Origin of the sequence: Burkholderia sp. BCC1988, from assembly GCF_905339895.1 — a bacterium.
Classification (GTDB): Bacteria; Pseudomonadota; Gammaproteobacteria; order Burkholderiales; family Burkholderiaceae; genus Burkholderia.
Genome location: NZ_CAJPHA010000022.1, coordinates 116,099 through 139,063, shown reverse-complemented (window position 1 = coordinate 139,063; position 22,965 = coordinate 116,099). Strand labels below are relative to the sequence as shown.

Here is a 22,965-nt window from a genome sequence, read left to right as displayed (position 1 = left end):
CGGCAGCCCGGCCCGCTTCCTCGTGCCGCCCCCGCTCCCGCGCCGAAGTCGCCAGCGCCGCCCGTACCGGATAGACTGTCGCCCGATTCCATCCCTCGGCCGCGGCGCTCGCCTTTCTGCCGCCGCCGGAACGCCCCCACGGAGAACGAATGCTGAAGCGCCGGTGGTTTTCGCTGTTGCTGGTGACGGTGTGCCTGATCGCGACGCGCGCGTCCGCCCAGGGCTCGCTCGAACTCGAAACCGACGGCACGCCTCGCGTCCTGACGCGCCAGGCGCTGCTCGCGCGCGCCGACGCGGCGGACATCCGCGTGCCGCGCGACATCGCGTACGGCCGGCCGATGACGTTCCACGCGGTACCGTTCGCCGCGCTGCTCGGCGACACGCCGCTGCCGGCGGACGGCGTGCTCGAAACGCGCGCGGCCGACGGTTTCGCCGCGCAACTGCCGCTGGATCTCGCGCGCCGCCGTGCGCCGGCCGGCGCCGTCGCGTGGCTCGCGATCGAGGACCCCGCGCACCCGTGGCCGAAGCTGCCGGGCAAGCAGGTCAGCGCGGGGCCGTTCTATCTCGTGTGGCTCGGGCCGGACGCGTCGTCGGTGCGCGGCGAGCAGTGGCCGTATCAAATCGTGCGCATCACGATCGAATCGTCGCCGCTCGCGCGCTGGCCGTCGCTCGCCGTGGATCCGGCGTTGCCGGCGGACGATGCGGCCCGGGCGGGCCAGAGGCTGTTCGTCACGCAGTGCCTCGCGTGCCACCGCGTCGACGGCGCGGGCAGCAGCCAGGCCGGCCCCGACCTGAACACGCCGATGAATCCGGTCGACTACTTCCAGCCCGCCGCGCTGCGCCGCTACATCCGCAACCCGGCATCGGTGCGCGACTGGCCGGGCCGCGCGATGCCGGCGTTCCCGCCCGATCAGTTGAGCGACCGGGAACTCGACCAGATCGTCGCCTACCTCGCGTACATGGCGCGGCGCAAGGCCGGCAAGTAAGCCGCGCCCGTCAGGTGCGCGTCACGCGCCCGGTTCCTGCGCGCTTTGCAGCACCGCACGCAGCAGCACGTCGGCGCCCGCCGCCGACCATTCCGGCGTGATCGCCTCGGCTTCGTTGTGGCTCAGCCCGTCGACGCACGGCACGAAGATCATGCCGGTCGGCGCGACGCGCGCGACGTAGCACGCGTCGTGGCCCGCGCCGGACACGATGTCCATGTGCGACAGCCCGAGCGCCTGCGCCGCATCGCGCACCGCGTCGATGCAGCGCGGCGCGAACGGCACCGGCGGGTACGTGAAGATCTGCTCGATCTGCGCGCCGAGCCCCGCGTCGGCCGCGACGCGCGCCAGTTCCGCGCGCAGCGCCGCGTCGAGTTCGTCGAGCACCGCATCGTCGGGATGGCGGAACTCGACCGTGAAGAAGCAGCCGCCCGGCACCGTGTTGCGCGAATTCGGCCGCGCCTCGATCATCCCGACCGTCGCACGCGCGTGCGGCGCATGGCGGCGGCCGAGCGCATCGATGAATTCGATCATCCGCGCGGCGCCCACCAGCGTGTCGCGCCGGAATTCCATCGGCGTCGTGCCCGCGTGCGCGTCGACGCCCGTGAGCGTCACCTCGTACCAGCGCTGCCCCTGCCCGGCCGTCACGACGCCGATCGTCCTGCCCGCGCGTTCGAGAATCGCACCCTGCTCGATATGCAGTTCGTACGCGGCATGCACCGGATAGCCGCCGACGGGTTCGGCGCCCGCGTAGCCGATCCGCGCGAGCTCCTCGCCGATCGTCCTGCCCGCGCCGTCGGTGCGCGACAGCCCGTATTCGAGCGAATAGACGCCCGAGAACACGCCGGCCGAGATCATCGCCGGCGCGAAGCGCGAACCTTCCTCGTTGGTCCAGATCACGACGTCGATCGGGCGCTCGGTCTCGATGCCCGCGTCGTTCAGCGCGCGCACGACCTCGAGGCCGCCGAGCACGCCGTAGATGCCGTCGTAACGGCCGCCCGTCGGCTGCGAATCGGCGTGCGAGCCGGTCATCACCGGCGCGGCGTCGGGATTGCGGCCCGCGCGGCGCGCGAACACGTTGCCCATCCGGTCCACCCGCACCGTGCAGCCGGCATCGCGTGCCCACTGCACGAACAGGTCGCGCGACTCGCGGTCGAGATCGGTCAGCGCGAGACGGCAGACGCCGCCCTTCGGCGTCGCGCCGATCTGCGCCATGCGTTCGAGCGATGCCCACAGGCGCGCGCCGTCGACGCGCGGTGCGGTCGCGAGGTCGTCACGCATTGCCGGCCTCCGGGGTGTCGTCGCGCGGCGCCGCCTGCAGCGCATAGCGGAAATCGCAGCGCTTGCCGCCCTGCATGATCGTGCTCGTGCGCGTCAGCGCGATGCGCGGGTCGTAACCCTCGATGAAGTAGCTGTCGCGCGCGCAGCTCAGCAGGTGGCCGATTTCGCCGAGCCCCATCGCGTGATACATCTCCGCGTAGCTGCAGCGATGCACGTCGTAGTCGTAGTGCGTGTCGTCCGCGCGGCGCACCTCGACGTCGAGCGCATCGTCCTTCTCCCACAGCACCTGCAGCGCGATGAACGACTGCACGCTCGTGCCGTCGGGCTCCTGCGCGGCGAACGTGCGGCCCGCGTCGACGGCCGCGCCGCGCACGGCCTCCGCGATCACGGCCTGCGCGCGCTCGGTGCCGAATTCGCGCTTCATGATCTCGTAGATCGGCTTGATGATTTCCGCTTCGATGCGGCGCCGCGCGAGGATGCCGAGGCGCGTGTCCTCGGGTGCCGCCGCGGATGCGTGGGTGGTGTCGGTCATGGGGTTCGTCTCCGTCGTTATTTCGTTGCCGGGTGCGCGCCGCCGAGCACGTCGACGACGGTCCACTTGCCGCCGCGCACCTGGTAGATCGTGAATGCCGGGTCCTTCAGGTTGCCTTCGCCGTCGAACGCGACCCGGCCGGTCACGCCGGGCCGGTCGATCGCGCGCACGGCCGCGACCAGCTTCGCCGGCTGCGTCGTGCCGGCCTTTTGCGCGGCCGCGATCAGCGTGGCCGCCGCGTCGTACGCGAACGGCGCATGCAGTTCGATCGGCGCGTTGAAGCGGGCGCGGTACTGGGCGTCGAACGCCTTGCCGCCCGGCATCCGGTCGAGCGGCAGGCCCGGTTCGAGCGCCGTCACGCCGTCGCCGTCCTTGCCCGCGAGCGACAGGAAGGTCTGGCTCACGAAGCCGCCGGCGCCGAGCAGCGGCGCGTTCACGCCGAGCTGGCGCATCCGGCGCGCGATCGGCGCGGCCTGCGCGTCGAGCCCGCCGAAGAACACGAGATCCGCGCGCTTGCCCTTGACCGCGGTCAGCACGCCGCTGAAGTCGGTCGTCTTGTCGTTCACGTACTGGCGATCGACGATCGTGCCGCCGTTCGCCTGCACGCCCTTGATGAACTGGTCGGCGAGGCCTGCACCGAACGACGTGCGATCGTCGATCACCGCGATGCGTTGCGCCTTCAGCGTCTTCACCGCGTAGGCACCGGTGAAATTGCCGCCCGCATCGTCGTGACCCATGATGCGGAACGCCGTCGCGTAGCCCTGCTGCGTGTATTGGTGGCCGGTGGACGCCGGCGCGATCTGCGCAATGCCCGCATCGCGGTAGACGCGCGACGCCGGCACGCTGCAACCGGTGTTCCAGTGGCCGACGACGCCGATCACGTGCTGGTCGACGAGCTGCTGCGCGACCGCGACGGCCGTGCGCGGGTCGGATTGATCGTCGGCCGCGACGAGCTTGTAGACGACCGGCTTGCCGCCGATGCTCGGATGTTTCGCGTTCGCGTCGTCGATCGCGAGTTGCGCGCCGTTCTGCAGATCCTTGCCGATCCGCGCGGACGGGCCGGTGAGCGGCGCGGCGAGACCGATCAGGATCGTCTGCGGTGCGGACTGCGCGAAGGCGGGAACGGCGGCGATCAGCGCGGCCGCGGAGAATGCGAAGCTGGCGGGAAGAAAGGCGATTTTCATGTGCGGGGCTCGGGGATTCGAATCAAAACATGAAAAATATTAAATATTCGGCACTCTCACCCCAAATATTCAATTGTTGGATGCTTATGCCATTCCCGACACAATAGCTCAATAGCCTGTAAATAAAGGATATTTTTACGTTGTCGCTTACCCTGATTTTTCGATAAAATTCGACACATGAAAAATATCGAACAATTGCCGCACGATCCGCCGTTACGCGCCGTCCGCGCGTTCGAGGCATTCGCGCGTCTCGGGTCGGTCACCGCGGCCGCGCACGAGCTCGACATCACGCCGTCCGCGGTCAGCCACCAGTTGCAGCTGCTCGAGGCGTTCATCCAGACGCCGCTGACCGTGCGCGAAGGCCGGCTGCTCGCGCTCACCGACGAGGGGCGCGACTACTACCGCTCGATCAGCGCCGCGTTCTCGGTGCTGCGCAGCGCGACGCGCTTCGTGCGCGACCGGTCGTCGCTGCGGCAGATCACGATCAGCCTGATTCCGCTGCTCGGCATCGGCTGGTTCATCCCGCGGCTGCATGCGTTCCTCGCCGAGAACACCGACGTCGACGTGACCGTGCTGTACGCGCATCACCGCAACTATCGAAGCGACGCGTCCGACCTGTCGATCCGCTTCGGCACCGGCGACTGGCCCGGCTACCGCTGCGAGCGGCTGCTGCCGGGCGCGATGGTGCCGATGTGCAGCCCGTCGTTCCTGAAGCGCCACGGGCCGTTCCGCACGCCGGCCGATCTCGCGCAGGCGCCGCTCGTGCACGACGAGGATCGCAGCACCTGGGTCAACTGGCTGCAGGGCGCCGGCGTGCGGCACGTGTCGCATGCGGTGGGGCCGATGTTCGAGGACGGGCAACTGACGCTGAGCGCGGCGCGCGCGGATCTCGGCGCGGCGCTGCTGCGCGCGCCGCTGGTCGAGCGCGAACTGGCCAGCGGCGAACTCGTGAAGCTGTTCGACCACGCGCTCGACGACGGGCGCGACTACTACCTGTGCACGCGCGAGGATGCGGACATGCCGGACGGGGCGAGACGGCTCGCCGACTGGCTGAGGAAGATCGCCGCCTGAGCCGCCGTTGCGCCGCCTGCCGGCGCAACGGCGCGCTTGCCGGGCAAGCCGGTGACTTGCGGACGTCCGCACGCGTATATATGATATGCATATCATATATCGGAGGTTGCGATGAGCCGTATCCTGATCGATCTGTCGAATGGCCAGCTCGACGAACTGGCCGCCATCGTCGAGACTGAGCAACGCCCTCGCGCCGCGATCATTCGCGACGCGATCGACGCGTATATCGCGCAACACAAGCGCGCGCATGCCGATCACGTATTCGGCCTGTGGAAGGATCGCGCGGTCGACGGGCTCACCTATCAGGAGGCATTGCGTTCGGAATGGTAGAAGCACACATCGACACTCAAAGCGCGGCCGGGTATGCGGGCCGCGCGCTTCCGGCCGACGCCTGCCTCGTGCAGGTGCAGCAACGGCCGCCCCATGCCCACACCGTGTTCGGTGTCTGGAAAGCGCGTGCGCTCGACGGGCTCGCCTGGCAGGAGGCATTGCGCGCGGAATGGTAAGAGCCCTCTTCGATACCAACATCCTGATCGACTATCTCGGCGGCGCGGAGTCCGCGCGCGCGGAGCTGGCCCGCTACGACTACCGGGCGATCAGCATGGTGACCTGGATGGAAGTCATGGTCGGCACGACGGCCCGCGACGATGCGGCAATTCGCGCATGGCTTTCGTCGTTCGACATCATCCCGCTCGACAGCATGGTGGCGAACCGCGCCGTAACGATTCGCAAGGAACGTCGCATTCGTCTGCCCGATGCGATCGTCTGGGCATCGGCGCAAGTGAACGGCCTGTTGCTCGTATCGCGCAACACGAAGGATTTTCCCGTCACCGAACCGGGCGTCCGCGCGCCGTATCAGATCTAGCGCGAGCGGCGTCCGTCATGCGTGGCGGACAGCCGCGCGTCACACCGCCCGCCCCCATCCGCGCTCGGCCGCATAGGCGACCGTCGCGCGCGCCAGCTCGTTCGTGCTGTCGATCAATGCAAACGGCGCATCGCGCACCGCCCGCGCGGCGATCGGGATTTCCGTGCAGCCCATCACCGCGACGCCCACGTCCCGTCGCGCCAGCGTCGCGAGCGCGCGCGACAGGCACCGCACCGACGCATCGATCTTCCCCGCCTTGACCGCCGCGATGCACGCGGCGATGTCGCGCTGCGCGGCCACGTCCGGCATTACGGGTTCGAAGCCGCGCGCACGCAGCGCCGCCTGGTAGAAGCCCGACACCAGCGTGCCGCCCGTGGCGAGCACGGCGACGCGCCGCACGCCGGCCGGCAACGCGGCCACCGACGCATCGACGATATGCAGGATCGGCGCCGCGCTGCGTTCGCGCAGCGGCGCATACCAGTGATGCGCCGAATTGCACGGGATCGCAATCACGTCGACACCGCAGCGGTTCAGCAGCGCGACGCCATCGAGCAGCGCCGGCAGCGGATCGGGCCCGCCGTCGATGATCGCGCGCGAACGATCGGGCGTCTGCGTCAGGTTCGCGACGACCATCGGCAGGTGCTCCTGGTCGCAGCGCGCACGCGTCAGGCGCATCACGCGATGCATGAAGTCGACCGTGGCCAGCGGCCCCATTCCGCCCAGTACGCCGACGAGTGCCATGACGTCTCCTTCACGCGCGCGGCGGCCGCGCGCAGATCGCGGATACGACGGCCGAGTTGCCGATCACCAGCAACAGCGTCCGCAACATCTCGCAGAACGGATCGACCGCCACGAACAGCACGAACGCGGCCTCGAACGGCAGGTGCAGCGCCGCGCACACCATGCCGGCGAGCGACACCGTCACGACGCCCGACGTGCCCGTCGACGCGAACCCGGCCAGCACCGACGCGACCAGCACGACGCACAGCTCGCCGGGGCCTAGCGACCGTTCGTAGAGTTGCGCGACGAACAGCGTCGCACTCGCGTAATAGACCATCGGCCCGACGCGCAGCAGCGACACGGCGAGCGGCACGACCAGCTCGACGCGCGCGCGGGCAAAGCCGAAGCCGTCGGCCAGACACTCGATCATGCTCGGCATGCAGGCCACGCTGCTGCGCGTGGCGAGTGCCATCGCGAACGGCGTGCGCAAGCCGGCGAGCGTCCCGCCCAGCGTCGCGCCCGAGCGCTTCCAGATCACGACGATCGCCGCCGCGATCAGCACGAGCGCGACGACGGCGAACGCGGCGACGAAGCGGACCATCGCCTCGAGCGGCCCGAACCCCGACGTGCCGATCTGCGCGGCGCCGCCGCAGAACAGCACGATCGGCGTCGGATACGCGAGCCAGTGCATGATCTTCTGGCACGTGCAATAGACGGTCTCCAGCGTCTGGCTCAGCGCCGCCGAGATGCTGGCCGGCACGCGCCCCGACGCGAACCCGAAGAACAGCGAGAACACCAGCGCCTTCAGCGTGTCGCCGCTCGCGAGCGCCGCGAAGAAGTTGCCGGGCACCAGCGCGATCAGCATGTCGGCGAGGCCCGACGACTTCTCCGCGGGATCGCTGCCGTACAGCGTCATCACGGTATCGCTCGCCGCGCCGTCGCTGCCGACCAGCGCGCCGAACGCCTTCAGCGTCGCGGTCGACAGGTGCTCGCCCGGCCGCATCGCGACCAGCACGACCGCGCCGACCGCGACGACGAACACCGACACGCAGCTGAAGATCGTGATCACGCGCAGCACGAGATCCGACGCGTTGCCGTCGCGCAGCAGCCGCTGCAGGCTGAAGATCACCGCGGCCGTCATGAACGGCAGCGCCGTCATCTTGAGCAGGCCGACGTACACCTGGCCCACGTAGTCGAATTGCGGTGCGGCCGCCGGCCACAACACGCCCGCCATGATGCCGAGCGCGAGGCTGCCGAAGACCGTCAACGGATGGATCGCGAGCGCATGCAGCCGCTCGATGCGTGGTGTGATCCTGATGTTCTCGTTCATGTTCATGTCAGTGACCCATCGCATCGAGCAGGGATTTCACGTCGAGCCGCTTGTTGCGCTCGGCCAGGAACTGGTTGACGAACGCAAGCAGCGTCGGCATGGACACCGGCACGCCGACGGCAAGCGCGTCGGTGAGGTCGTCGAAGGTCGCGACGCGCAGCCGGATCGGCGCGGTCGGGTCGTCCTGCATCACGCGCTTGATCGCGAGCTCGTCGCGATACACGGCCGTGACCGCGCCGGCGTTCAGCGCGTCGAGCGTCGCCGGCCAGCTCGGATAGGTGCGCACCCGCGCGGCCGGGAAATCGTTGCGCGCGTATTCGGCGTAGGCCGACCCCGCGACGACGCCGATCGTGCCGCGATAGTCGCGCACGACTTCGGGCAGCGGCCGCCCTTTCGCGAGTTCGGCGAAGCCGACGCGGTTGATCAGCAGCGCGCGCCGCAGGCTGACGTACGGTGTGCTGAAGCGCACCACCTGCGCCCGCGGCAACGTACGCGACAGCTTGCTGATCGCGACGTCGGCCTGCCCGGTTGCGAGCAGATGCACGACGTCGTCGAACGTGCGCGCATCGCGGTCGAACTGCACCGGCACGCCGAGCTTTTTGGCGAGCTCGTCGGCGAGGTCGATGTCGACGCCCGCCAATGCGCCGTTGCGCGACATGAAGAACGGCGGCTGATCGACGCCGAGCACCGCGACGACGAGCGTGCCGCGCGTGACGATGCGGGCGAACTCCGGCGCGAGCAGCCGGCCGTCGGGCATCTGCACGAGCCCGGTCGCCGTGGTGGCGGGTGCCGTCACCGCTGCGGGCGCCGCCGGCGCGGACTCATCGAGGGCCAGCGCCGGCGCGGCGCACGACACGGTCACGAGTATGCAGGCCGCACGGCGCAAGAGCCGATGCAGGCATCGCCGCTCGGGGACGAACTCGCGGAACCAGGCAAGCAGCGCGCACGCGGCGCGTCCGGAAAAGAGGTTCATGGCGGCAGTGGGACGGGGAGTATCGAACGACCGCGCGGCCGTTCGTGCAGAACGGGCGCCGGACCCTTGCGCGGGGCGCGGCACCGTCGCCCGGTGCCGCGCCCTCCCGCACGCCCAATGTGTCAGAAGCGCCTTCCGGCCGAAATCCGCCGGAAGGCCCGGCCCGGATGGCACGGGACGCCCGGACGGGCCGCCGCGACGGGGCCGGATGCAGATAGAAATTCGCGATGCCGCGGATTGAAACAAGCAATTTCACAATCCAAGGGTGAACCCGGATACTGGCAACACTTCATCAACACCCAAGCAAAGGAACCCGCAAGATGCCGATCATCAACACCCAAATCAAACCGTTCAAGGCAACCGCATACCACAACGGCGATTTCGTGCCCGTGACCGAAGAGAACTTCAAGGGCAAGTGGTCCGTCGTCGTGTTCTACCCGGCCGACTTCACGTTCGTCTGCCCGACCGAGCTGGGCGACCTCGCCGACCGCTACGCGGAATTCCAGAAGCTGGGTGTCGAAATCTACGGCGTGTCGACCGATACGCACTTCACGCACAAGGCCTGGCACGACACGTCGGACACGATCGGCAAGATCAAGTACCCGATGATCGGCGACCCGACGCTCACGCTGTCGCGCAACTTCGACGTGCTGATCGAGGAAGAAGGGATGGCGCTGCGCGGCACGTTCGTGATCAACCCGGAAGGCGAGATCAAGCTGTGCGAAATCCACGACAACGGCATCGGCCGCGACGCCGGCGAACTGCTGCGCAAGGTGCAGGCCGCGCAATACATCGCGGCGCACCCGGGTGAAGTGTGCCCGGCCAAGTGGACGCCGGGTGCGGAAACGCTGACCCCGTCGCTCGACCTGATCGGCAAGATCTAAGGGTCGCCCGGCGCCTCGCTCGAGGCGCCCAGCAAGCACCCAGCCGGGCCGCTGCCTCGCGCGGCGGCCCGCACCCTCCTCCGGCACGACGTGCCCGAGCAGCCAAATCAATACGGAATCCGAAACGCCATGCTCGACGCCAATCTCAAGAACCAACTGAAAGCGTACCTCGAAAAGATCACGCGCCCGATCGAACTCGTCGCGTCGCTCGACGACAGCGCGAAATCGCAGGAACTGCTTGCGCTGCTGAACGAGATTGCGTCGCTGACGTCGCGCGTGACCGTAACCGAACGCCGCGACGATGCCGAGCGCAAGCCGTCGTTCTCGATCGGCGAACCCGGCAAGCCGGCCGGCATCCGCTTCGCCGGCATCCCGATGGGCCATGAATTCACGTCGCTCGTGCTCGCGCTGCTGCAGACGGGCGGCCATCCGGTCAAGCTCGACGACGACGTGATCGAACAGATCCGCGCGCTCGACGGCGACTACGCGTTCGAGACGTATTTCTCGCTGTCTTGCCAGAACTGCCCGGAGGTCGTGCAGGCGCTGAACGTGATGTCGCTGATCAACCCGCGCATCCGCCACGTCGCGATCGACGGCGCGCTGTTCCAGAACGAAGTCGACGCGCGCCAGATCATGGCCGTGCCCACGATGTTCCTGAACGGCGAATCGTTCGGCCAGGGCCGCAGCAGCGTGAAGGAAATCCTCGCGAAGCTCGACACGGGCGCCGGCGAGCGCGCCGCGAAGTCGCTCGAGAACAAGCCGGTGTTCGACACGCTGATCGTCGGCGGCGGCCCGGCCGGTGCGGCCGCGGCAATCTACTCGGCGCGCAAGGGCATCGCGACGGGCGTCGTCGCCGAGCGTTTCGGCGGCCAGGTGCTCGACACGATGGCGATCGAGAACTTCGTGTCGGTGCAGGAAACCGAAGGACCGAAGTTCGCCGCGGCGCTCGAGCAGCACGTGAAGCAGTACGACGTCGACATCATGGACGTGCAGCGCGCCGACGCGCTGATTCCGGGCGACGTGCATCAGATCCGCCTGGCGAACGGCGCGGTGCTGAAGGCGAAGACGATCGTCCTCGCGACCGGCGCGCGCTGGCGCGAAATCAACGTGCCGGGCGAGCGCGAATACCGCAACCGCGGAGTCGCGTACTGCCCGCACTGCGACGGCCCGCTGTTCAAGGGCAAGCGCGTCGCGGTGGTCGGCGGCGGCAACTCGGGCGTCGAGGCCGCGATCGACCTGGCCGGCATCGTGAAAGCCGTCACGCTGATCGAATTCGGTGCGCAACTGCGCGCGGACGAAGTGCTGCAGCGCAAGCTGCGCAGCCTGCCGAACGTGACGATCGTCACGCAGGCGCAGACGACCGAGCTGACCGGCGACGGCAGCAAGCTGAACGGGCTCGTCTACAAGGATCTGCGTTCGGGCGAAACGAAGCGCGTCGATCTCGAAGGCGTGTTCGTGCAGATCGGCCTCGTGCCGAACACCGAATGGCTGAAGGGCACGGTCGAACTGTCGAAGCACGGCGAGATCGTCGTCGATGCGCGCGGTGCGACGTCGGTGCCGGGCGTGTTTGCCGCCGGCGACGTGACGACGGTGCCGTTCAAGCAGATCGTGATCGCGGTGGGCGAAGGCGCGAAGGCATCGCTCGGCGCGTTCGATCACCTGATCCGGCAGGACGCGACGCCGGCTACGGCCGACGCGCCGCAGGCCGAAGAAGCGATCGCCGCGTAACGCGCGACGCACCGCACAGGTTCGTCTCTCTTGGCCCCGCATGCCCTGGTCGGCGTGCGGGGCCCTTTTTCATCCGGTGCGGAGCAGCACGGCGCGCGCGCTGCGGCGCCCTGCTCACTGGGTCGCGCCGGGCCCGGCGTTCGCCGGTGCAGGCGCCTTGATATTGCTCGACTGCCTGACCAATTGGTCGGTCATCGCGGCAGCGACCGAATTCGCCCCCGCCGACGTGTGCTGCCGATCGCGGCTCGGCGTCGCCACGTATTGCGGCGCCGGCAACGACGGATCCAGCTTCGCCGATTCACGCACGAGCGCAGCGGTTTCCGGGGTTTCGGATTTCATGGCGGACGGTGCTGCCGCGTGTCGCTCGAGCCCGTCGCGTTTGCGCGCCGCGTGCTGCGGAGGCTGATACGCCGCCTGCTGGCTCGGCCGGGCTGCCTGCGCGGCCTGGGCCGGCGGCGCCGATTGCGTCGATTGCGCCGGCTGGGCCGATTGTGCTGCTTGTACCGGCGCTTGTACAGGTTGCGCGGGCTTGGCCTTCGGCGGGGTCGCATCCTCCGGCTCGACCGTCACGACGTGGACGGTCGGTGGCGGCGCACTCGGTTTCGCCGGTTTCGCCGGTGCGGCGATGACCGGCGCGACGGCGGCGGAGGCCGGTGCCGCATTCGTACGCGCAGCGGCCGCGGCAGGCGGCGCTACGGCCGCGGGTTGCGGCACCGCCTCGTCCACATGCGCGGACGGGACGGCGACGGGCGCGGGCGGCGCGATCGTGCCTTGTGCGGTGTGACCGTCGTTCGCCGCGGTCACCGCGGCGGCAGGTGCTGCGGCATCGCCGATGCCGGCTTCCGCGATCGCGCGGTGGTCCGCACGCAGCAGCATCACGTAGCCGCTGCCTGCCGCGGCAACCAGCAGACCGCCGGCGATCATCAATGTCTTACGGGTACGAGTCATGCTTGCTCACCGATCCAAATCGACGTGAACAAGCCATGATACGCGTGCGTTCGCGCATGATCCCGCACGAATACAATTGGTTGCATTGACGTCGACCCCAAGAACTCGGAGGCCATACGATGCTGCGCGCCCTATCGTCTGACGGTTCGGCACCGTCTGCCTTCCGCCATCAAATGCAGAAGATCGCGACCGCGATCCCGCCGAACAGCGCCCACTTGACGACGTAGTACACGGTGCGATTCCACGCCTTCAGCCGCTTGCCGGCGCGGCGAATCGCATACAGGTACTTGAATGCATGATTGAGCCCGCCCGTGCGGTCGCCCGTTTCGTTCGGCGACGCGGCCGCGCGCATCAGCAGTTGCCCGAACGCATCGTTGATGCGCTGCGCCCAACGATATTTCATCGGGCGGTCGATGTCGCAGAACAGGATCACGCGATCGTGCGCGGTGCGATTCTCGGCCCAGTGCAGATAGGTCTCGTCGAACATCACGGCCTCGCCGTCGCGCCACGCATACGACTCGCCGTCCACGACGATCCGGCACGCGTCGTCGTTCGGCGTGTCCAGCCCGAGGTGGTAGCGCAGCGAGCCCGCATATGGATCGCGATGCAGGCCGAGCTTGCCGCCCGGCGGCAACTGCGCGAACATCGCGGCCTTGATCGACGGAATCCGCGACAGGATCTCGACCGTGCGCGGACACAGCGCCTGCGCGGACGGATGCGGCGCGTCGTACCACTTCAGATAGAAGCGCTTCCAGCCGTTGCGAAAGAACGAATTGAAGCCGATGTCGTTGTACTCGCCCGACGCCTTGATCCGGCTGGCATCGCGCAACGCGAGCGCCTCGTCGCGGAAGGTCCGCCATTCGCGCTGCAGCACGGCGAGCTCCGGAAAGTGCCGCGTGTCGAGAAACGGCGTGGTCGGCACCGACGAGAACGCGTAGGAAAAGCAGTTCAGCGGTGCAGTGAAGGTCGAGTGATCGGATAGTTGCCTGAACAACCGGTGCCGAACCTTGCCGCGCCGGTGCGTATGGACGACACACGCAATGAACACGATCAACAGGACCCAGCGCATCGATATTTCCCCCGTAAATTGTTTTACGGAATTCTAGGTACGGGGAAAATTTCCTGCGCTGAAGCGCAGGCGGTGCGAGGTGCGTCGGCAAGACGCAAAGAGGATGCCGATCGAATCATGCCGGCACACCGAAAAGCCCGTGCCGACGGGCTTTTCGACGCAATCGGAATGCGCGCGCGGCATGCTGCAGACCCGCGCGCATGCGGCGATTATTCCGGAAACGGTAACTCAGTTTGTCCGTCAGCGCGCATACCGAACGTGTTGAGCGTCATCGCCACGAGCGCGTAATAGCCGAGCAGCGCGACGAGGTTCACCACGGTCTCGTGGCCGAATCGCGCCTGCGCGCGCGCGAACGTCGCGTCGCTCACGCGCCGCGTGTCGTACAGCTCGGTCGCGAACGCATGGATCAGCGCATCGTCGTCCGATTCGAATGCCGGCTCGACGCCACGGCGGATCGCTTCGGCCGTCGCGGCCGGCACGCCGGCATCGAGCGCGATCGGATGGTGGATGTGCCACTCGGCCTGCGAGCGCCAGCGCGCGGCCGTCACGAGAATCGCGAGTTCCGACAGCCGCAGCGGCAAACCCGTGCGATAGCGGCAGAACGCGCCGAGCCGCTGCGCGTGCTGCGCAAGCTCGGGGCTCGCGATCCAGCCGAGGAACGGCCCGTTCAGGTTGCCGCGCGGGCCGCTGAGAATGTCCGCGAGCACGGCCTTCTGCTCGTCGGTGGCCGATGCGGGATCGAAGGGAGGCAGTCTGTCTGTCATGGCGAGGATTCGGTGAGGTCGTGATTCACGCGCCCGCCGACGCGAGCGCCGCGTCGATCGCGCCGGACAGCCGCTCGACGATCGTGTCGATCTGCTGCGCGGTGCAGACGAACGGCGGTGCGACCAGGATGTGATCGCCGTGCACGCCGTCGATCGTGCCGCCCATCGGATACACCATCAGGCCGCGCTGCATCGCCTCGCGCTTGACCGCAGCATGCAGCTTCAGCGCGGGATCGAACGTCGCCTTGCTGTCGCGATCGCGCACGAGCTCGACGCCGACGAACAGCCCGCGGCCGCGCACGTCGCCGACATGCGGATGCGCACCGTACTGCTCGCGCAGCGACGCCCGCAGTTGCTCGCCGCGCGCCTTCACGTTGTCGAGCAGCTTCTCTTCGGCGATCACGCGCTGCACTTCGAGCGCGGCCGCACAGGCGGTTGCGTGGCCGAGATACGTGTGGCCGTGCTGGAAGAAGCCCGAGCCGTCGACGATCGTCCGGTAGATGCGATCGCTCACCAGTGTCGCGCCGATCGGCTGGTAACCCGCGCCGAGCCCTTTCGCGATCGTCAGCAGGTCGGGCGCGACTCCGTCTTCGTCGCATGCGAACAGGTAACCGGTACGCCCCATCCCCGACATGATTTCATCGAGAATCAGCAGCACGCCGTACTTGTCGCACACCGCGCGGATCTTCTTCAGGTAGGTACGCACCGGCGGCACCGCGCCGGCCGTCGCGCCGACCACCGTCTCCGCGACGAACGCCGCGACGTTTTCCGCGCCGAGTTCGACGATCTTCTGCTCCAGTTCGTCGGCCAGGCGCTGCGCATACGCTTCGTCGGTTTCTCCCGCCTGCTGGTCGCGATACGCATAACACGGGCTCACGTGGTGCGCTTCGATCAGCAGCGGCAGGAACGGCTCGCGCCGCCATGCGTTGCCGCCGATCGCGAGTGCGCCGAGCGTGTTGCCGTGATAGCTCTGGCGGCGTGCGATGAAATGGCGGCGTTGCGGCTCGCCCTTTTCGACGAAATACTGGCGCGCAAGCTTCAATGCGGCTTCGACCGCCTCCGATCCGCCCGACACGAAATACACGTGTTCGAGGCCGGCCGGCGCGGCCTCGACGAGCCGGTCGGCCAGCTCCTCGGCCACCTCGGTCGTGAAGAACGACGTATGCGCATACGGCAGTTGCTGCGCCTGCCGCTTGATCGCATCGATCACGCGCTGGTTGCTGTGCCCGAGGCACGACACGGCCGCGCCGCCGCATGCGTCGATATAGCGTTTGCCGGTCGAATCGATGATCTCGATGCCGTCGCCTGCGACGGCGACGGGCAAGGTGGCGCGCGGAGCGCGATGGAAAACGGTCGTCATGCGTTGCCTCATGGTCAGGACGCGCGGGGCGCGTGCGCGGACGGCACGATGCGCGTCGCGAAGCGCTGCGTGCCGTGTTGATGAACGGTGAAGTCGATCGCGGTGTCGCGAATCGCGAACACCGCGGTCGCCAGCGTGTTTTCGTCGTCGGGATCGGCCGGATCGTCGCGATAGATCGGCAGCCCTTCCGGTGCGCGATCGCCGAGCACGCGCAGCAGCGCAGCTTCGTCGATCGCATCGATGGCCGGCGTCAGCGCATCGACGCGCCGCTGGCGATCGCCGGACGATTGCGTGACGATCTGCGCTTCGGCCTCGCAGCCCGGATGCACGAGATGATTCGCGTGGCCGGTGAGTTGCGAAACGTCGACGACCGAACAGCGCGCGACGCTCGCCTCGATGCTCAAGAGCCGCGTATCGCCGGTCGCGCCGAGCGTGTGGTGAAAGCCGCTCGCGCGCGCATGGGTGCGCAGCACGTCGGCGGCTGCGTCGAGCGACGTCGCATCGAGCACCGCACGCGCGAGGATCATCCGCGGCACGCCGGCCGCCGGCGTGCGGATGCGCAGGTTGTTGATCGCCTGCGCGATGCCCGCGCGGTTCGCGGCGAACGTATGTCCGGGCAGCGAGCCCGGGTAATAGAAGCTGATGAAGCCCGGCTTGCCCTGCGGCTGCACGTCGACCAGCAGGCAACGCTCGCGCAGGTACGGATCGCCGTCCTCGTTGTGCGCGATCCAGCGCGTGCCGTGCGCGTCGCGCCCGGCGAGCGTCGTGCAGCCGTCCGGCGCGTTGTGGATCAGTTCGCCGCGGCAGTTCCACAGGAAGATGTCCTCCGCCGGCCAGCCGACGCCCGCCGCGATCCCGTCCAGTTCCGCGACGAGGTCGGGGTACGCGGCCAGCGCGGCCTGCCGCAGCGCGGCGACGAACGGATGGCCGCGCCAGCGGCGCACGGCCTGCCATGCGCTGCTCTGCTGCATGTACGCATCGAACACGGGGCGGGCAAGCTCGCCGAGACGCACGCCGATGTCGAACGGCGTGCCGGCGATGACGGGGGAAAGGGAAAGCGGCATGTCGGGCAATTCGGTTTCGTTCAGGACACGTGTTTCAGGAATTCCTTCAGGCGCGGTGTCGGCGGCCGGTCGATCAGGTCGACCGGATGGCCGTCCTCGGCGATGCCGCCCTGATCCATGAACAGGAGCCGCGTGCCAACCCGCTTCGCGAAGCCGATCTCGTGCGTGACGACGATCATCGTCATCCCTTCGGTGGCGAGATCCTGCATCACTTTCAGCACTTCGTGGCGCAATTCCGGATCGAGCGCGGAGGTGGGCTCGTCGAACAGCATCAGCCGCGGCCGGATCGCGAGCGCACGCGCGATCGCGACACGCTGCTGCTGGCCGCCCGACAGCTCCGACGGGTAATGATTCGCGCGCGATTCGAGGCCCACCTTGTCGAGCAGCGCCATCGCCTGGTCGCGCGCGTCGGCGCGCGACGCGCCGCGCACCTGGATCGGCCCGAACATCACGTTCTCGAGCGCGGTCATCTGCGGAAACAGGTTGAACTGCTGGAACACCATGCCGGCCTCGAGCCGGATGTTGCGAATCGTCGACGCGTTGCCGCGCACGCTCTGGCCGTCGACCAGCAGCTCGCCGCCGGTGATTTTCTCGAGCGCGTTGATACAGCGCAACATCGTCGACTTGCCCGAGCCCGACGGACCGATCACGACCACGACTTCGCCCGCGTCGATCTTCAGGTCGATATGCTTGAGCACCGGCACATGGCCGAAGCTCTTCGACACGTTCTGGAATTCGATCATGCTCATAGGATCCTCATGCGCTTTTCGACGAGCCGCAGCGTCAGCGTCATCGCGCCGGTCAGCATCAGGTAGATGATGGCCACCGCGGTCCAGATTTCGACGGCCTGGAAATTGCCGGCAATGATTTCCTGCCCCTTGCGCGTCAGTTCGCCGACGCCGATCACGATGAACAGCGACGTGTCCTTGAGGCTCACGATGCACTGGTTGCCGAGCGGCGGAATCAGCCGCCGGAACGCGAGCGGCCCGACCACCTTCAGCAGCACGCGCGGCATCGACAGGCCCATCGCGAGCCCCGCTTCCGTCAGCCCCTTCGGGATCGACAGCAGCGCGCCGCGCACCACTTCCGCGAGATACGCGCCGGAATTCACCGTGATCGCGATGATCGCGGCCGTCAGGCCGTCGATGCGGATATGCGCGAGCAGCGGCAGCGCGAAGTACAGGAACATCACCTGCACGACGATCGGCGTGCCGCGGATCAGTTCAATATAAACCTGTGCGAGCACGTTCATCGCCTTCGGTCCGTATGCGCGGAACATGCCCGCGATCATCCCGACGACGAACCCGCCCACCAGCCCGAAAAATGCGATGAACACCGTCAACCGGACCCCGTCCATCAGGTCCGGCAACGCCGCCCAGATCGCCGACCAATCGAAATTCACGTGTCGCTCCCCGTTCGATTCAAGACCGGCGCGGCCGCCCGGCCGCGCCCTGTTGCGCCGTCACGCTCACAGCTTCGGCGGCTCGGCGCCGAACCACTTCTTGTAGATCTGCGCGTAGCGGCCGTCGGACTTGATCTTCACGAGCGACGCGTTGACCTTCGGCACGAGCGGGCTGCCCTTCGGGAAGCCGATCCCGTACTTGTCTCCGCTCACCGGCTGGCCCGCGACCTTCACCTTGCCCTTGCCTTCGTTGTTCACGAAGAACAGCACGTTCGGCGTGTCGTGCATCGCCGCGTCGACGCGGCCGGCCTCGAGCGCGAGGTACGCCTGGTCGATGTTCGGGAACTGGCGGATCTCCTTCGGCTTCAGGTGCGCCTTGATCCAGTCGATCGTCGCGGTGCCCGTCTTCGCGGCGATCACCTTGCCGTTCAGGTCGTCGATCGACTTGATCGACGTGTTGTCGGCCTGCACCATCGCCGCGAGCCCGCTGTCGTAGTACGGCGCGGAGAAGTCGATCGCCTTCTTGCGCTCTTCCTTGATGGTCATCCCCGACAGCGCGACGTCGATGTTCTGCGTCTGCAGCGCCGGGATCAGGCCCGCGAAATCCATCGGCTGGATCGTGTATTTCCAGCCCTGGTCCTTCGCGATCTCCGCCCACAGGTCGAGATCGAAGCCGACGTACTTGTCGCCCTGCTTGAACTCGAACGGCATGAACGACGTATCGGTCCCGACGACGAGCGTCTTGGTGTCCGCGTGCGCGATGCTGGCGCCGAGCGCGGCGACCACCGCGACGGCTTTCAGGAAGGAACGACGACTCATGGCTTTTCTCCGCATGGTTGAGCGATGTAACCGGCCGGCTGGCCGGGGAACGACGACATCAAGCCGCACCGCAACATGCGATGTTGAATTAGACATTAGTGCAACAAGTGTTGTCAACACGGATACTACGACAACAAAAAAACGCGCAACAAGTAATTGCATCGAGACAAACCCGCGCGGGACGGGCGGGATTGGTCAGAGGAAAAGGCGGGGGAATGACGGCGGGAGCGCGCGGCGGGGCCTGGACTCGGGAATGGGGCGGGCGAGCGGTATTTGCCGGCAACCGCCGCCGCTCAACGAACGGAATGAATCGCGAGCGGCCACGCCGCCCGGCATGACTTCAACACGACATCCGTTACGCCGCCACCCCGCTCGCCTGATGCGAAACCAGCCGCGCATACGCACCCTGCCGCGCGATCAGCGCCGCATGCGTTCCCGCCTCGATGATCCTGCCGTGCTCGAGCACGAGGATCGTGTCCGCGTTGCGCACGGTCGACAGCCGGTGCGCGATGATGATCGACGTCCGCTGTGCCATCAGATCCTCCAGCGCCGCGCGGATCTGCTGCTCGCTGATCGTGTCGAGGTGGGACGTCGCTTCGTCGAGGATCAGCACCGGCGCATCCTTCAGGAACGCACGGGCGATCGCGACGCGCTGGCGCTGTCCGCCGGACAGCTGCACGCCGCGCTCGCCGACCCGCGTCGCGAGCCCGTCGGGCAACCGCGCGACGAATGCGCCCAGCGCCGCGTGGTCGATCGCGCGCCGGACGTCCTCGTCCGATGCATCGTGCGCCGCGAGCCGGATATTCGCTTCGAGCGTGTCGTTGAACAGATAGGTATCCTGCGCAACCAGCGCGATGTGCCGGCGCAAATTGTCGAGCCGCAGATCGCGCAGGTCGACGCCGCCGAGCGTCACGCGCCCGTGCTGCGGATCCCAGAAGCGCAGCAGCAGGCTCGCGACGGTCGACTTGCCGGCGCCCGATGCGCCCACCAGCGCGACCGTGCTGCCGGGCGGCACCTCGAAACTCACGCGATCGATCGCCGGCACGCCGCGGCCCGGGTACGTGAAGCCCGCGTCCTCGAACCGCACGGTCGCGTCGCCGGACAGCGCATGCGCGCCGTCGACGACCGTCACCGGCTCCTTCTCGAGCGCGCGCAAGCGCCGCGTCGATGCAATCGTGTCGGCCAGCTGTCGCGCGACCTGGCCGATCTCGGCCACCGGCATGAACGCGGCCACCGCGACCAGCACCAGCAGCGGCAACGCTTCATGCGCGAACCAGCCGCGCGCGCACAGCAGCGCACCGAGCGCCGCGACGGCCAGCCCGCCGAGCCCGCTCGCGACTTCGAGCGCGGCGCTCTGCGCCGACAGATCGTCGAGCAGCTTCGCGCGCTGCTGCCGGTACGCGTCGGCTTGCGCGACGAACGCGGCACGCCGGCGCGCGAGCGCCTGGAACGCGGTCAGTTCCGCGAGCCCCTGGATCGTTTCGGTCAGGTGCGCGCCGAGCAGGCCGAGCGCCTCGCGTGCGCCGGTGCCGAGCCGGTCGACGTCGCGCCGCGCCAGCACGGGCGCCAGCCCGGCCCACAGCAGGAACGGCAGCAACACCAGCGCGAGCGGCCATGCGACCGACGCGAGCAGCACCAGCACGCCGGCCGGCACCAGCACCGCGACGAACGCGGGCGCGAGCGTATGCGCATAGAAGTATTCGACGGTCTCGACGTCCTGCGTCGCGAGCGCGACCAGATCGCCGGAGCGGCGCCGCAGCAAACCGGCCGGCGCGAGCCGTTCGAGCGTCGCGAACAGCGCGATGCGCATCTCGGCGAGCAGCCGGTACGCGATGTCGTGCGCGAGCCACGATTCGAGCCAGTGCAGCACCGCCGCGACTGGCGCGACGACCAGCAGCGCCGCGACGAGCGCGCCGTTCGCGTGTCCGTCCGACACGCCGCCGACCACCCGCGCACCGATCACGCCGACGCCGATGAACGCGAGCACGCGGCCGATCCCGAACAGCACGGTCAACAGGACCTTGCCCTTCCACGGACCGACGAAGCGCAGCAGCGCGCGCAACGTTTCGGGCCAGCCGATCGTCGCCGCGTCGTCGTTCAGCGGCCTGACCTGCGGGCCCGATGCAGCACGCGCGCCCGCGCCGCCGGCCACCGCGGCCGTGCCGACGGCTTCGGCGGCGGCCTCCAGCTGCGGCCCCATCAGCTGGCGATACGGGCCGTCGCGCGCGATCAGTTCCGCGTGCGTGCCCGCGTCGACCACCCGCCCCTGGTCGAGCACCAGGATGCGATCGGCGCCGATCACGCTGGACAGCCGGTGCGCGAGCACGAGCGTCGTACGCCCGCGCGTGAGCCGGTCGAGCGCCTGCTGGATCAGCGCTTCGTTCTCCGCATCGACCGACGACAGCGCCTCGTCGAGCAGCAGGATCGGCGCATCGCGCAACAGCGCGCGCGCGATCGCGATCCGCTGGCGCTGGCCGCCCGACAGCATCAGCCCGCGTTCGCCGATGCGCGTCGCGTAGCCGTCGGGCAGCGCCGAGATGAAATCGTGCGCGTTGGCGGCTCGCGCGGCCGCGATCATGTCCGCGTCGCTCGCGTCGGGACGGCCGAGCCGCAGGTTGTCGGCGACGCTGCCGTCGAACAGCGTCGCGTCCTGCGCGACCACCGCGATCATCTCGCGCACCTGATCGGCGTCGAGCGTGCGCACGTCGTGCCCGCCGATGCGGATCGTGCCGCCCTGCGCATCGTGCTGGCGCAGCAGCAGGCGCACGATGGTCGACTTGCCCGCGCCGCTCGGGCCGACGATCGCGACCGTCTCGCCTTCGCGCACCGTGAAGTCCAGCGCCGCATGGGCATCCGCGCGACGCCCCGGATACGCGAAGCTGACGCCGTCGAACACGATCTCCGGCCGCAGGTGCGGCACGCGCGGCGCCGCGGCGGCCGGCGTGTCGCTGCCCGCATCGAGCAGCGCGTGAATCGCGTTCGCCGCCGACTGGCCGATCATCCCCTGGTGCAGCACGCCGCGCAGGTCGCGCAGCGGCCGGAAGATTTCGCTGCCGGCCATCAGCACGATCAGCAGCGCCTCGAGGCTCATGTCGCCGTGGCGCACGCGCCATGCGCCGACCGCGATCGCCGCCGCCGCGCCGAGGCCGGTGCCGAGATCGGTGAAGAGCCGCGTCAGCAGCCCGAGCGCGAGCACCCAGAACGTGCTGTCGGACAATGCGCGCGCCTTCGCCGCCAGCTTCGCGCCGAACGCGCCGCTCTGCCCGAACGCCTTCAGCGTCGGCAGGCCCTGCACCGCGTCGAGAAACTCCTCTCCGAACGCCTTGAACGCGGCCGAGCGGGCGAGCGCCGCGCGCCGGTCGGCGCGATGCACGAGTTGCGGCAGCGCGAGCGTGACGAGCGCCGCAACCAGCAGGATCGCGGCCGTCGGCACGTCCCACCATGCGAGCACCGCGAAGATCATCACCGGCGCGCACGCGGCGATCACGAGCTGCGGCAGGTAGACGCCGAAGAAGGTCTGCAGCTGCTCGACGCCGTCGACGACGGCCAGCATCACGCCGCCCGTGCGCTCGCCGCTGAACCATGCGGGGCCGAGCGCCGCGATCCGGTCGAACAGCCGCGCGCGCAGCGTGGACTGCACGCGCCCTGCGGTGTGCTGCGCGAGCACCGTGCGACGATGGTCGAGCCATGCGCGCAGCAGCACGCAGGCCGCGGTTGCAACGACGGTTTCGGCGATATCGCGCGCCGGCGCGCCGGCAAAGACGAGCGCGAGCACACGGCCGAGAAACACGAACCGGAGGATGCCGACACCCATCGCGAGCAGCCCGAGCGCGACCGCGGCGGCAACCCGCCAGCGCAATCCCGCCATCATCGCCCATAGTCGTCGGTCGAAATACATGAAGCCCTCCGGTCGGTTTTTTCGTTGCGGTTCGATTGACCGGACCAAGGCTACCCGCGCCCCCGACGCGCGGCAAAAGATGATTTTTCA

The 22,965-nt window shown here is 68.5% G+C and carries 22 protein-coding genes; 7 read left to right on the top strand and 15 right to left on the bottom strand.

Translation table 11 applies throughout. The annotated features are described in order from the left end of the window. Positions 1-149 precede the first annotated feature (149 nt). Positions 150-986, top strand: coding sequence for a cytochrome c (locus U4012_RS28000; protein ID WP_321802370.1), 837 nt, complete (start codon positions 150-152; stop codon positions 984-986). Positions 987-1,007: 21 nt separating this feature from the next. Here U4012_RS28000 and U4012_RS27995 read toward each other — a convergent pair whose 3' ends face one another. From U4012_RS27995 to U4012_RS27985, 3 genes are read right to left on the bottom strand one after another with little or no spacing between them, the layout of a single operon-like run. Further along, positions 1,008-2,264, bottom strand: coding sequence for a Zn-dependent hydrolase (locus U4012_RS27995; protein ID WP_321802368.1), 1,257 nt, complete (start codon positions 2,262-2,264; stop codon positions 1,008-1,010). Then, entirely contained in the window at positions 2,257-2,796 is a 540-nt protein-coding gene (locus U4012_RS27990) for an L-2-amino-thiazoline-4-carboxylic acid hydrolase (protein ID WP_044843961.1), read from the bottom strand. The genes U4012_RS27995 and U4012_RS27990 overlap by 8 nt, the downstream gene beginning before the upstream one ends. Positions 2,797-2,813: 17 nt before the next feature. Further along, positions 2,814-3,980 carry a branched-chain amino acid ABC transporter substrate-binding protein gene (locus U4012_RS27985; RefSeq protein WP_044843960.1) on the bottom strand — a complete coding sequence of 389 codons (1,167 nt, stop codon included), beginning with the start codon at positions 3,978-3,980 and terminating at the stop codon, positions 2,814-2,816. A 177-nt stretch (positions 3,981-4,157) separates the two neighbouring features. On the opposite strand from U4012_RS27985, the gene U4012_RS27980 reads away from it, so the two are divergent. From U4012_RS27980 to U4012_RS27965, 4 genes are all read left to right on the top strand, one after another. Beyond that, the gene (locus U4012_RS27980; RefSeq protein ID WP_044843959.1) at positions 4,158-5,051 is read left to right on the top strand and encodes a LysR substrate-binding domain-containing protein; all 894 of its coding nucleotides are present in this window, start codon (positions 4,158-4,160) and stop codon (positions 5,049-5,051) included. A gap of 111 nt (positions 5,052-5,162) precedes the next feature. Next, positions 5,163-5,381, top strand: a complete 219-nt coding sequence (locus U4012_RS27975) for a ribbon-helix-helix protein, CopG family (protein WP_044843958.1) — start codon at positions 5,163-5,165, stop codon at positions 5,379-5,381. Continuing rightward, positions 5,375-5,557: a hypothetical protein gene (locus U4012_RS27970; protein ID WP_321802363.1), complete on the top strand. Its 183-nt coding sequence runs from the start codon at positions 5,375-5,377 to the stop codon at positions 5,555-5,557. Before U4012_RS27975 ends, U4012_RS27970 begins: the two co-directional genes overlap by 7 nt. Continuing rightward, positions 5,551-5,916, top strand: coding sequence for a type II toxin-antitoxin system VapC family toxin (locus tag U4012_RS27965; protein WP_321802361.1), 366 nt, complete (start codon positions 5,551-5,553; stop codon positions 5,914-5,916). The genes U4012_RS27970 and U4012_RS27965 overlap by 7 nt, the downstream gene beginning before the upstream one ends. Positions 5,917-5,955: 39 nt before the next feature. Here the strand turns inward: U4012_RS27965 and U4012_RS27960 are convergent, their stop codons facing one another. The 3 genes from U4012_RS27960 to U4012_RS27950 are packed head-to-tail and all read right to left on the bottom strand — an operon-like array spanning position 5,956 to position 8,939. Next, on the bottom strand, positions 5,956-6,657 hold the full coding sequence (locus U4012_RS27960) for an aspartate/glutamate racemase family protein (RefSeq protein WP_321802360.1): 702 nt from the start codon (positions 6,655-6,657) through the stop codon (positions 5,956-5,958). 10 nt (positions 6,658-6,667) lie between these two features. Then, on the bottom strand, positions 6,668-7,972 hold the full coding sequence (locus U4012_RS27955; protein WP_321802359.1) for a dicarboxylate/amino acid:cation symporter: 1,305 nt from the start codon (positions 7,970-7,972) through the stop codon (positions 6,668-6,670). Between the two features lies 1 nt (position 7,973). Continuing rightward, entirely contained in the window at positions 7,974-8,939 is a 966-nt protein-coding gene (locus U4012_RS27950) for an ABC transporter substrate-binding protein (RefSeq protein WP_321802358.1), read from the bottom strand. A gap of 320 nt (positions 8,940-9,259) precedes the next feature. Between U4012_RS27950 and ahpC the strand changes: the two genes are divergently transcribed. Together ahpC and ahpF are read left to right on the top strand one after the other, a co-directional pair. Further along, positions 9,260-9,823 carry an alkyl hydroperoxide reductase subunit C gene (ahpC, locus tag U4012_RS27945; RefSeq protein ID WP_006750178.1) on the top strand — a complete coding sequence of 188 codons (564 nt, stop codon included), beginning with the start codon at positions 9,260-9,262 and terminating at the stop codon, positions 9,821-9,823. 129 nt (positions 9,824-9,952) lie between these two features. Continuing rightward, positions 9,953-11,551: an alkyl hydroperoxide reductase subunit F gene (gene ahpF, locus U4012_RS27940; RefSeq protein WP_124522918.1), complete on the top strand. Its 1,599-nt coding sequence runs from the start codon at positions 9,953-9,955 to the stop codon at positions 11,549-11,551. A 114-nt stretch (positions 11,552-11,665) separates the two neighbouring features. On the opposite strand, the gene U4012_RS27935 is transcribed toward ahpF, so the two are convergent. The 9 genes from U4012_RS27935 to U4012_RS27895 form a co-directional block, all read right to left on the bottom strand. Continuing rightward, positions 11,666-12,499, bottom strand: a complete 834-nt coding sequence (locus U4012_RS27935; RefSeq protein ID WP_321802357.1) for an extensin — start codon at positions 12,497-12,499, stop codon at positions 11,666-11,668. A 169-nt stretch (positions 12,500-12,668) separates the two neighbouring features. Beyond that, a complete protein-coding gene (gene lpxO / locus U4012_RS27930; RefSeq protein WP_321802356.1) occupies positions 12,669-13,568 on the bottom strand; it encodes a lipid A hydroxylase LpxO in 900 nt (299 codons plus the stop codon). A 209-nt stretch (positions 13,569-13,777) separates the two neighbouring features. Beyond that, positions 13,778-14,332 carry a carboxymuconolactone decarboxylase family protein gene (locus tag U4012_RS27925; protein WP_124488841.1) on the bottom strand — a complete coding sequence of 185 codons (555 nt, stop codon included), beginning with the start codon at positions 14,330-14,332 and terminating at the stop codon, positions 13,778-13,780. A gap of 25 nt (positions 14,333-14,357) precedes the next feature. After that, positions 14,358-15,692 (bottom strand): aspartate aminotransferase family protein, encoded by a 1,335-nt coding sequence (locus U4012_RS27920; protein WP_044844010.1) that lies wholly within the window; start codon positions 15,690-15,692, stop codon positions 14,358-14,360. 14 nt (positions 15,693-15,706) lie between these two features. After that, positions 15,707-16,756, bottom strand: a complete 1,050-nt coding sequence (locus tag U4012_RS27915) for a C45 family peptidase (RefSeq protein ID WP_321802355.1) — start codon at positions 16,754-16,756, stop codon at positions 15,707-15,709. A gap of 20 nt (positions 16,757-16,776) precedes the next feature. Continuing rightward, positions 16,777-17,505 (bottom strand): glutamine ABC transporter ATP-binding protein GlnQ, encoded by a 729-nt coding sequence (gene glnQ / locus U4012_RS27910; protein ID WP_014899691.1) that lies wholly within the window; start codon positions 17,503-17,505, stop codon positions 16,777-16,779. Further along, positions 17,502-18,158 carry a glutamine ABC transporter permease GlnP gene (gene glnP, locus U4012_RS27905; protein WP_044843947.1) on the bottom strand — a complete coding sequence of 219 codons (657 nt, stop codon included), beginning with the start codon at positions 18,156-18,158 and terminating at the stop codon, positions 17,502-17,504. The genes glnQ and glnP overlap by 4 nt, the downstream gene beginning before the upstream one ends. 66 nt (positions 18,159-18,224) lie before the next feature. After that, a complete protein-coding gene (gene glnH / locus U4012_RS27900; protein ID WP_044843946.1) occupies positions 18,225-18,977 on the bottom strand; it encodes a glutamine ABC transporter substrate-binding protein GlnH in 753 nt (250 codons plus the stop codon). A gap of 355 nt (positions 18,978-19,332) precedes the next feature. After that, the gene (locus U4012_RS27895) at positions 19,333-22,875 is read right to left on the bottom strand and encodes an ABC transporter ATP-binding protein (protein WP_321802354.1); all 3,543 of its coding nucleotides are present in this window, start codon (positions 22,873-22,875) and stop codon (positions 19,333-19,335) included. Positions 22,876-22,965: the final 90 nt, after the last annotated feature.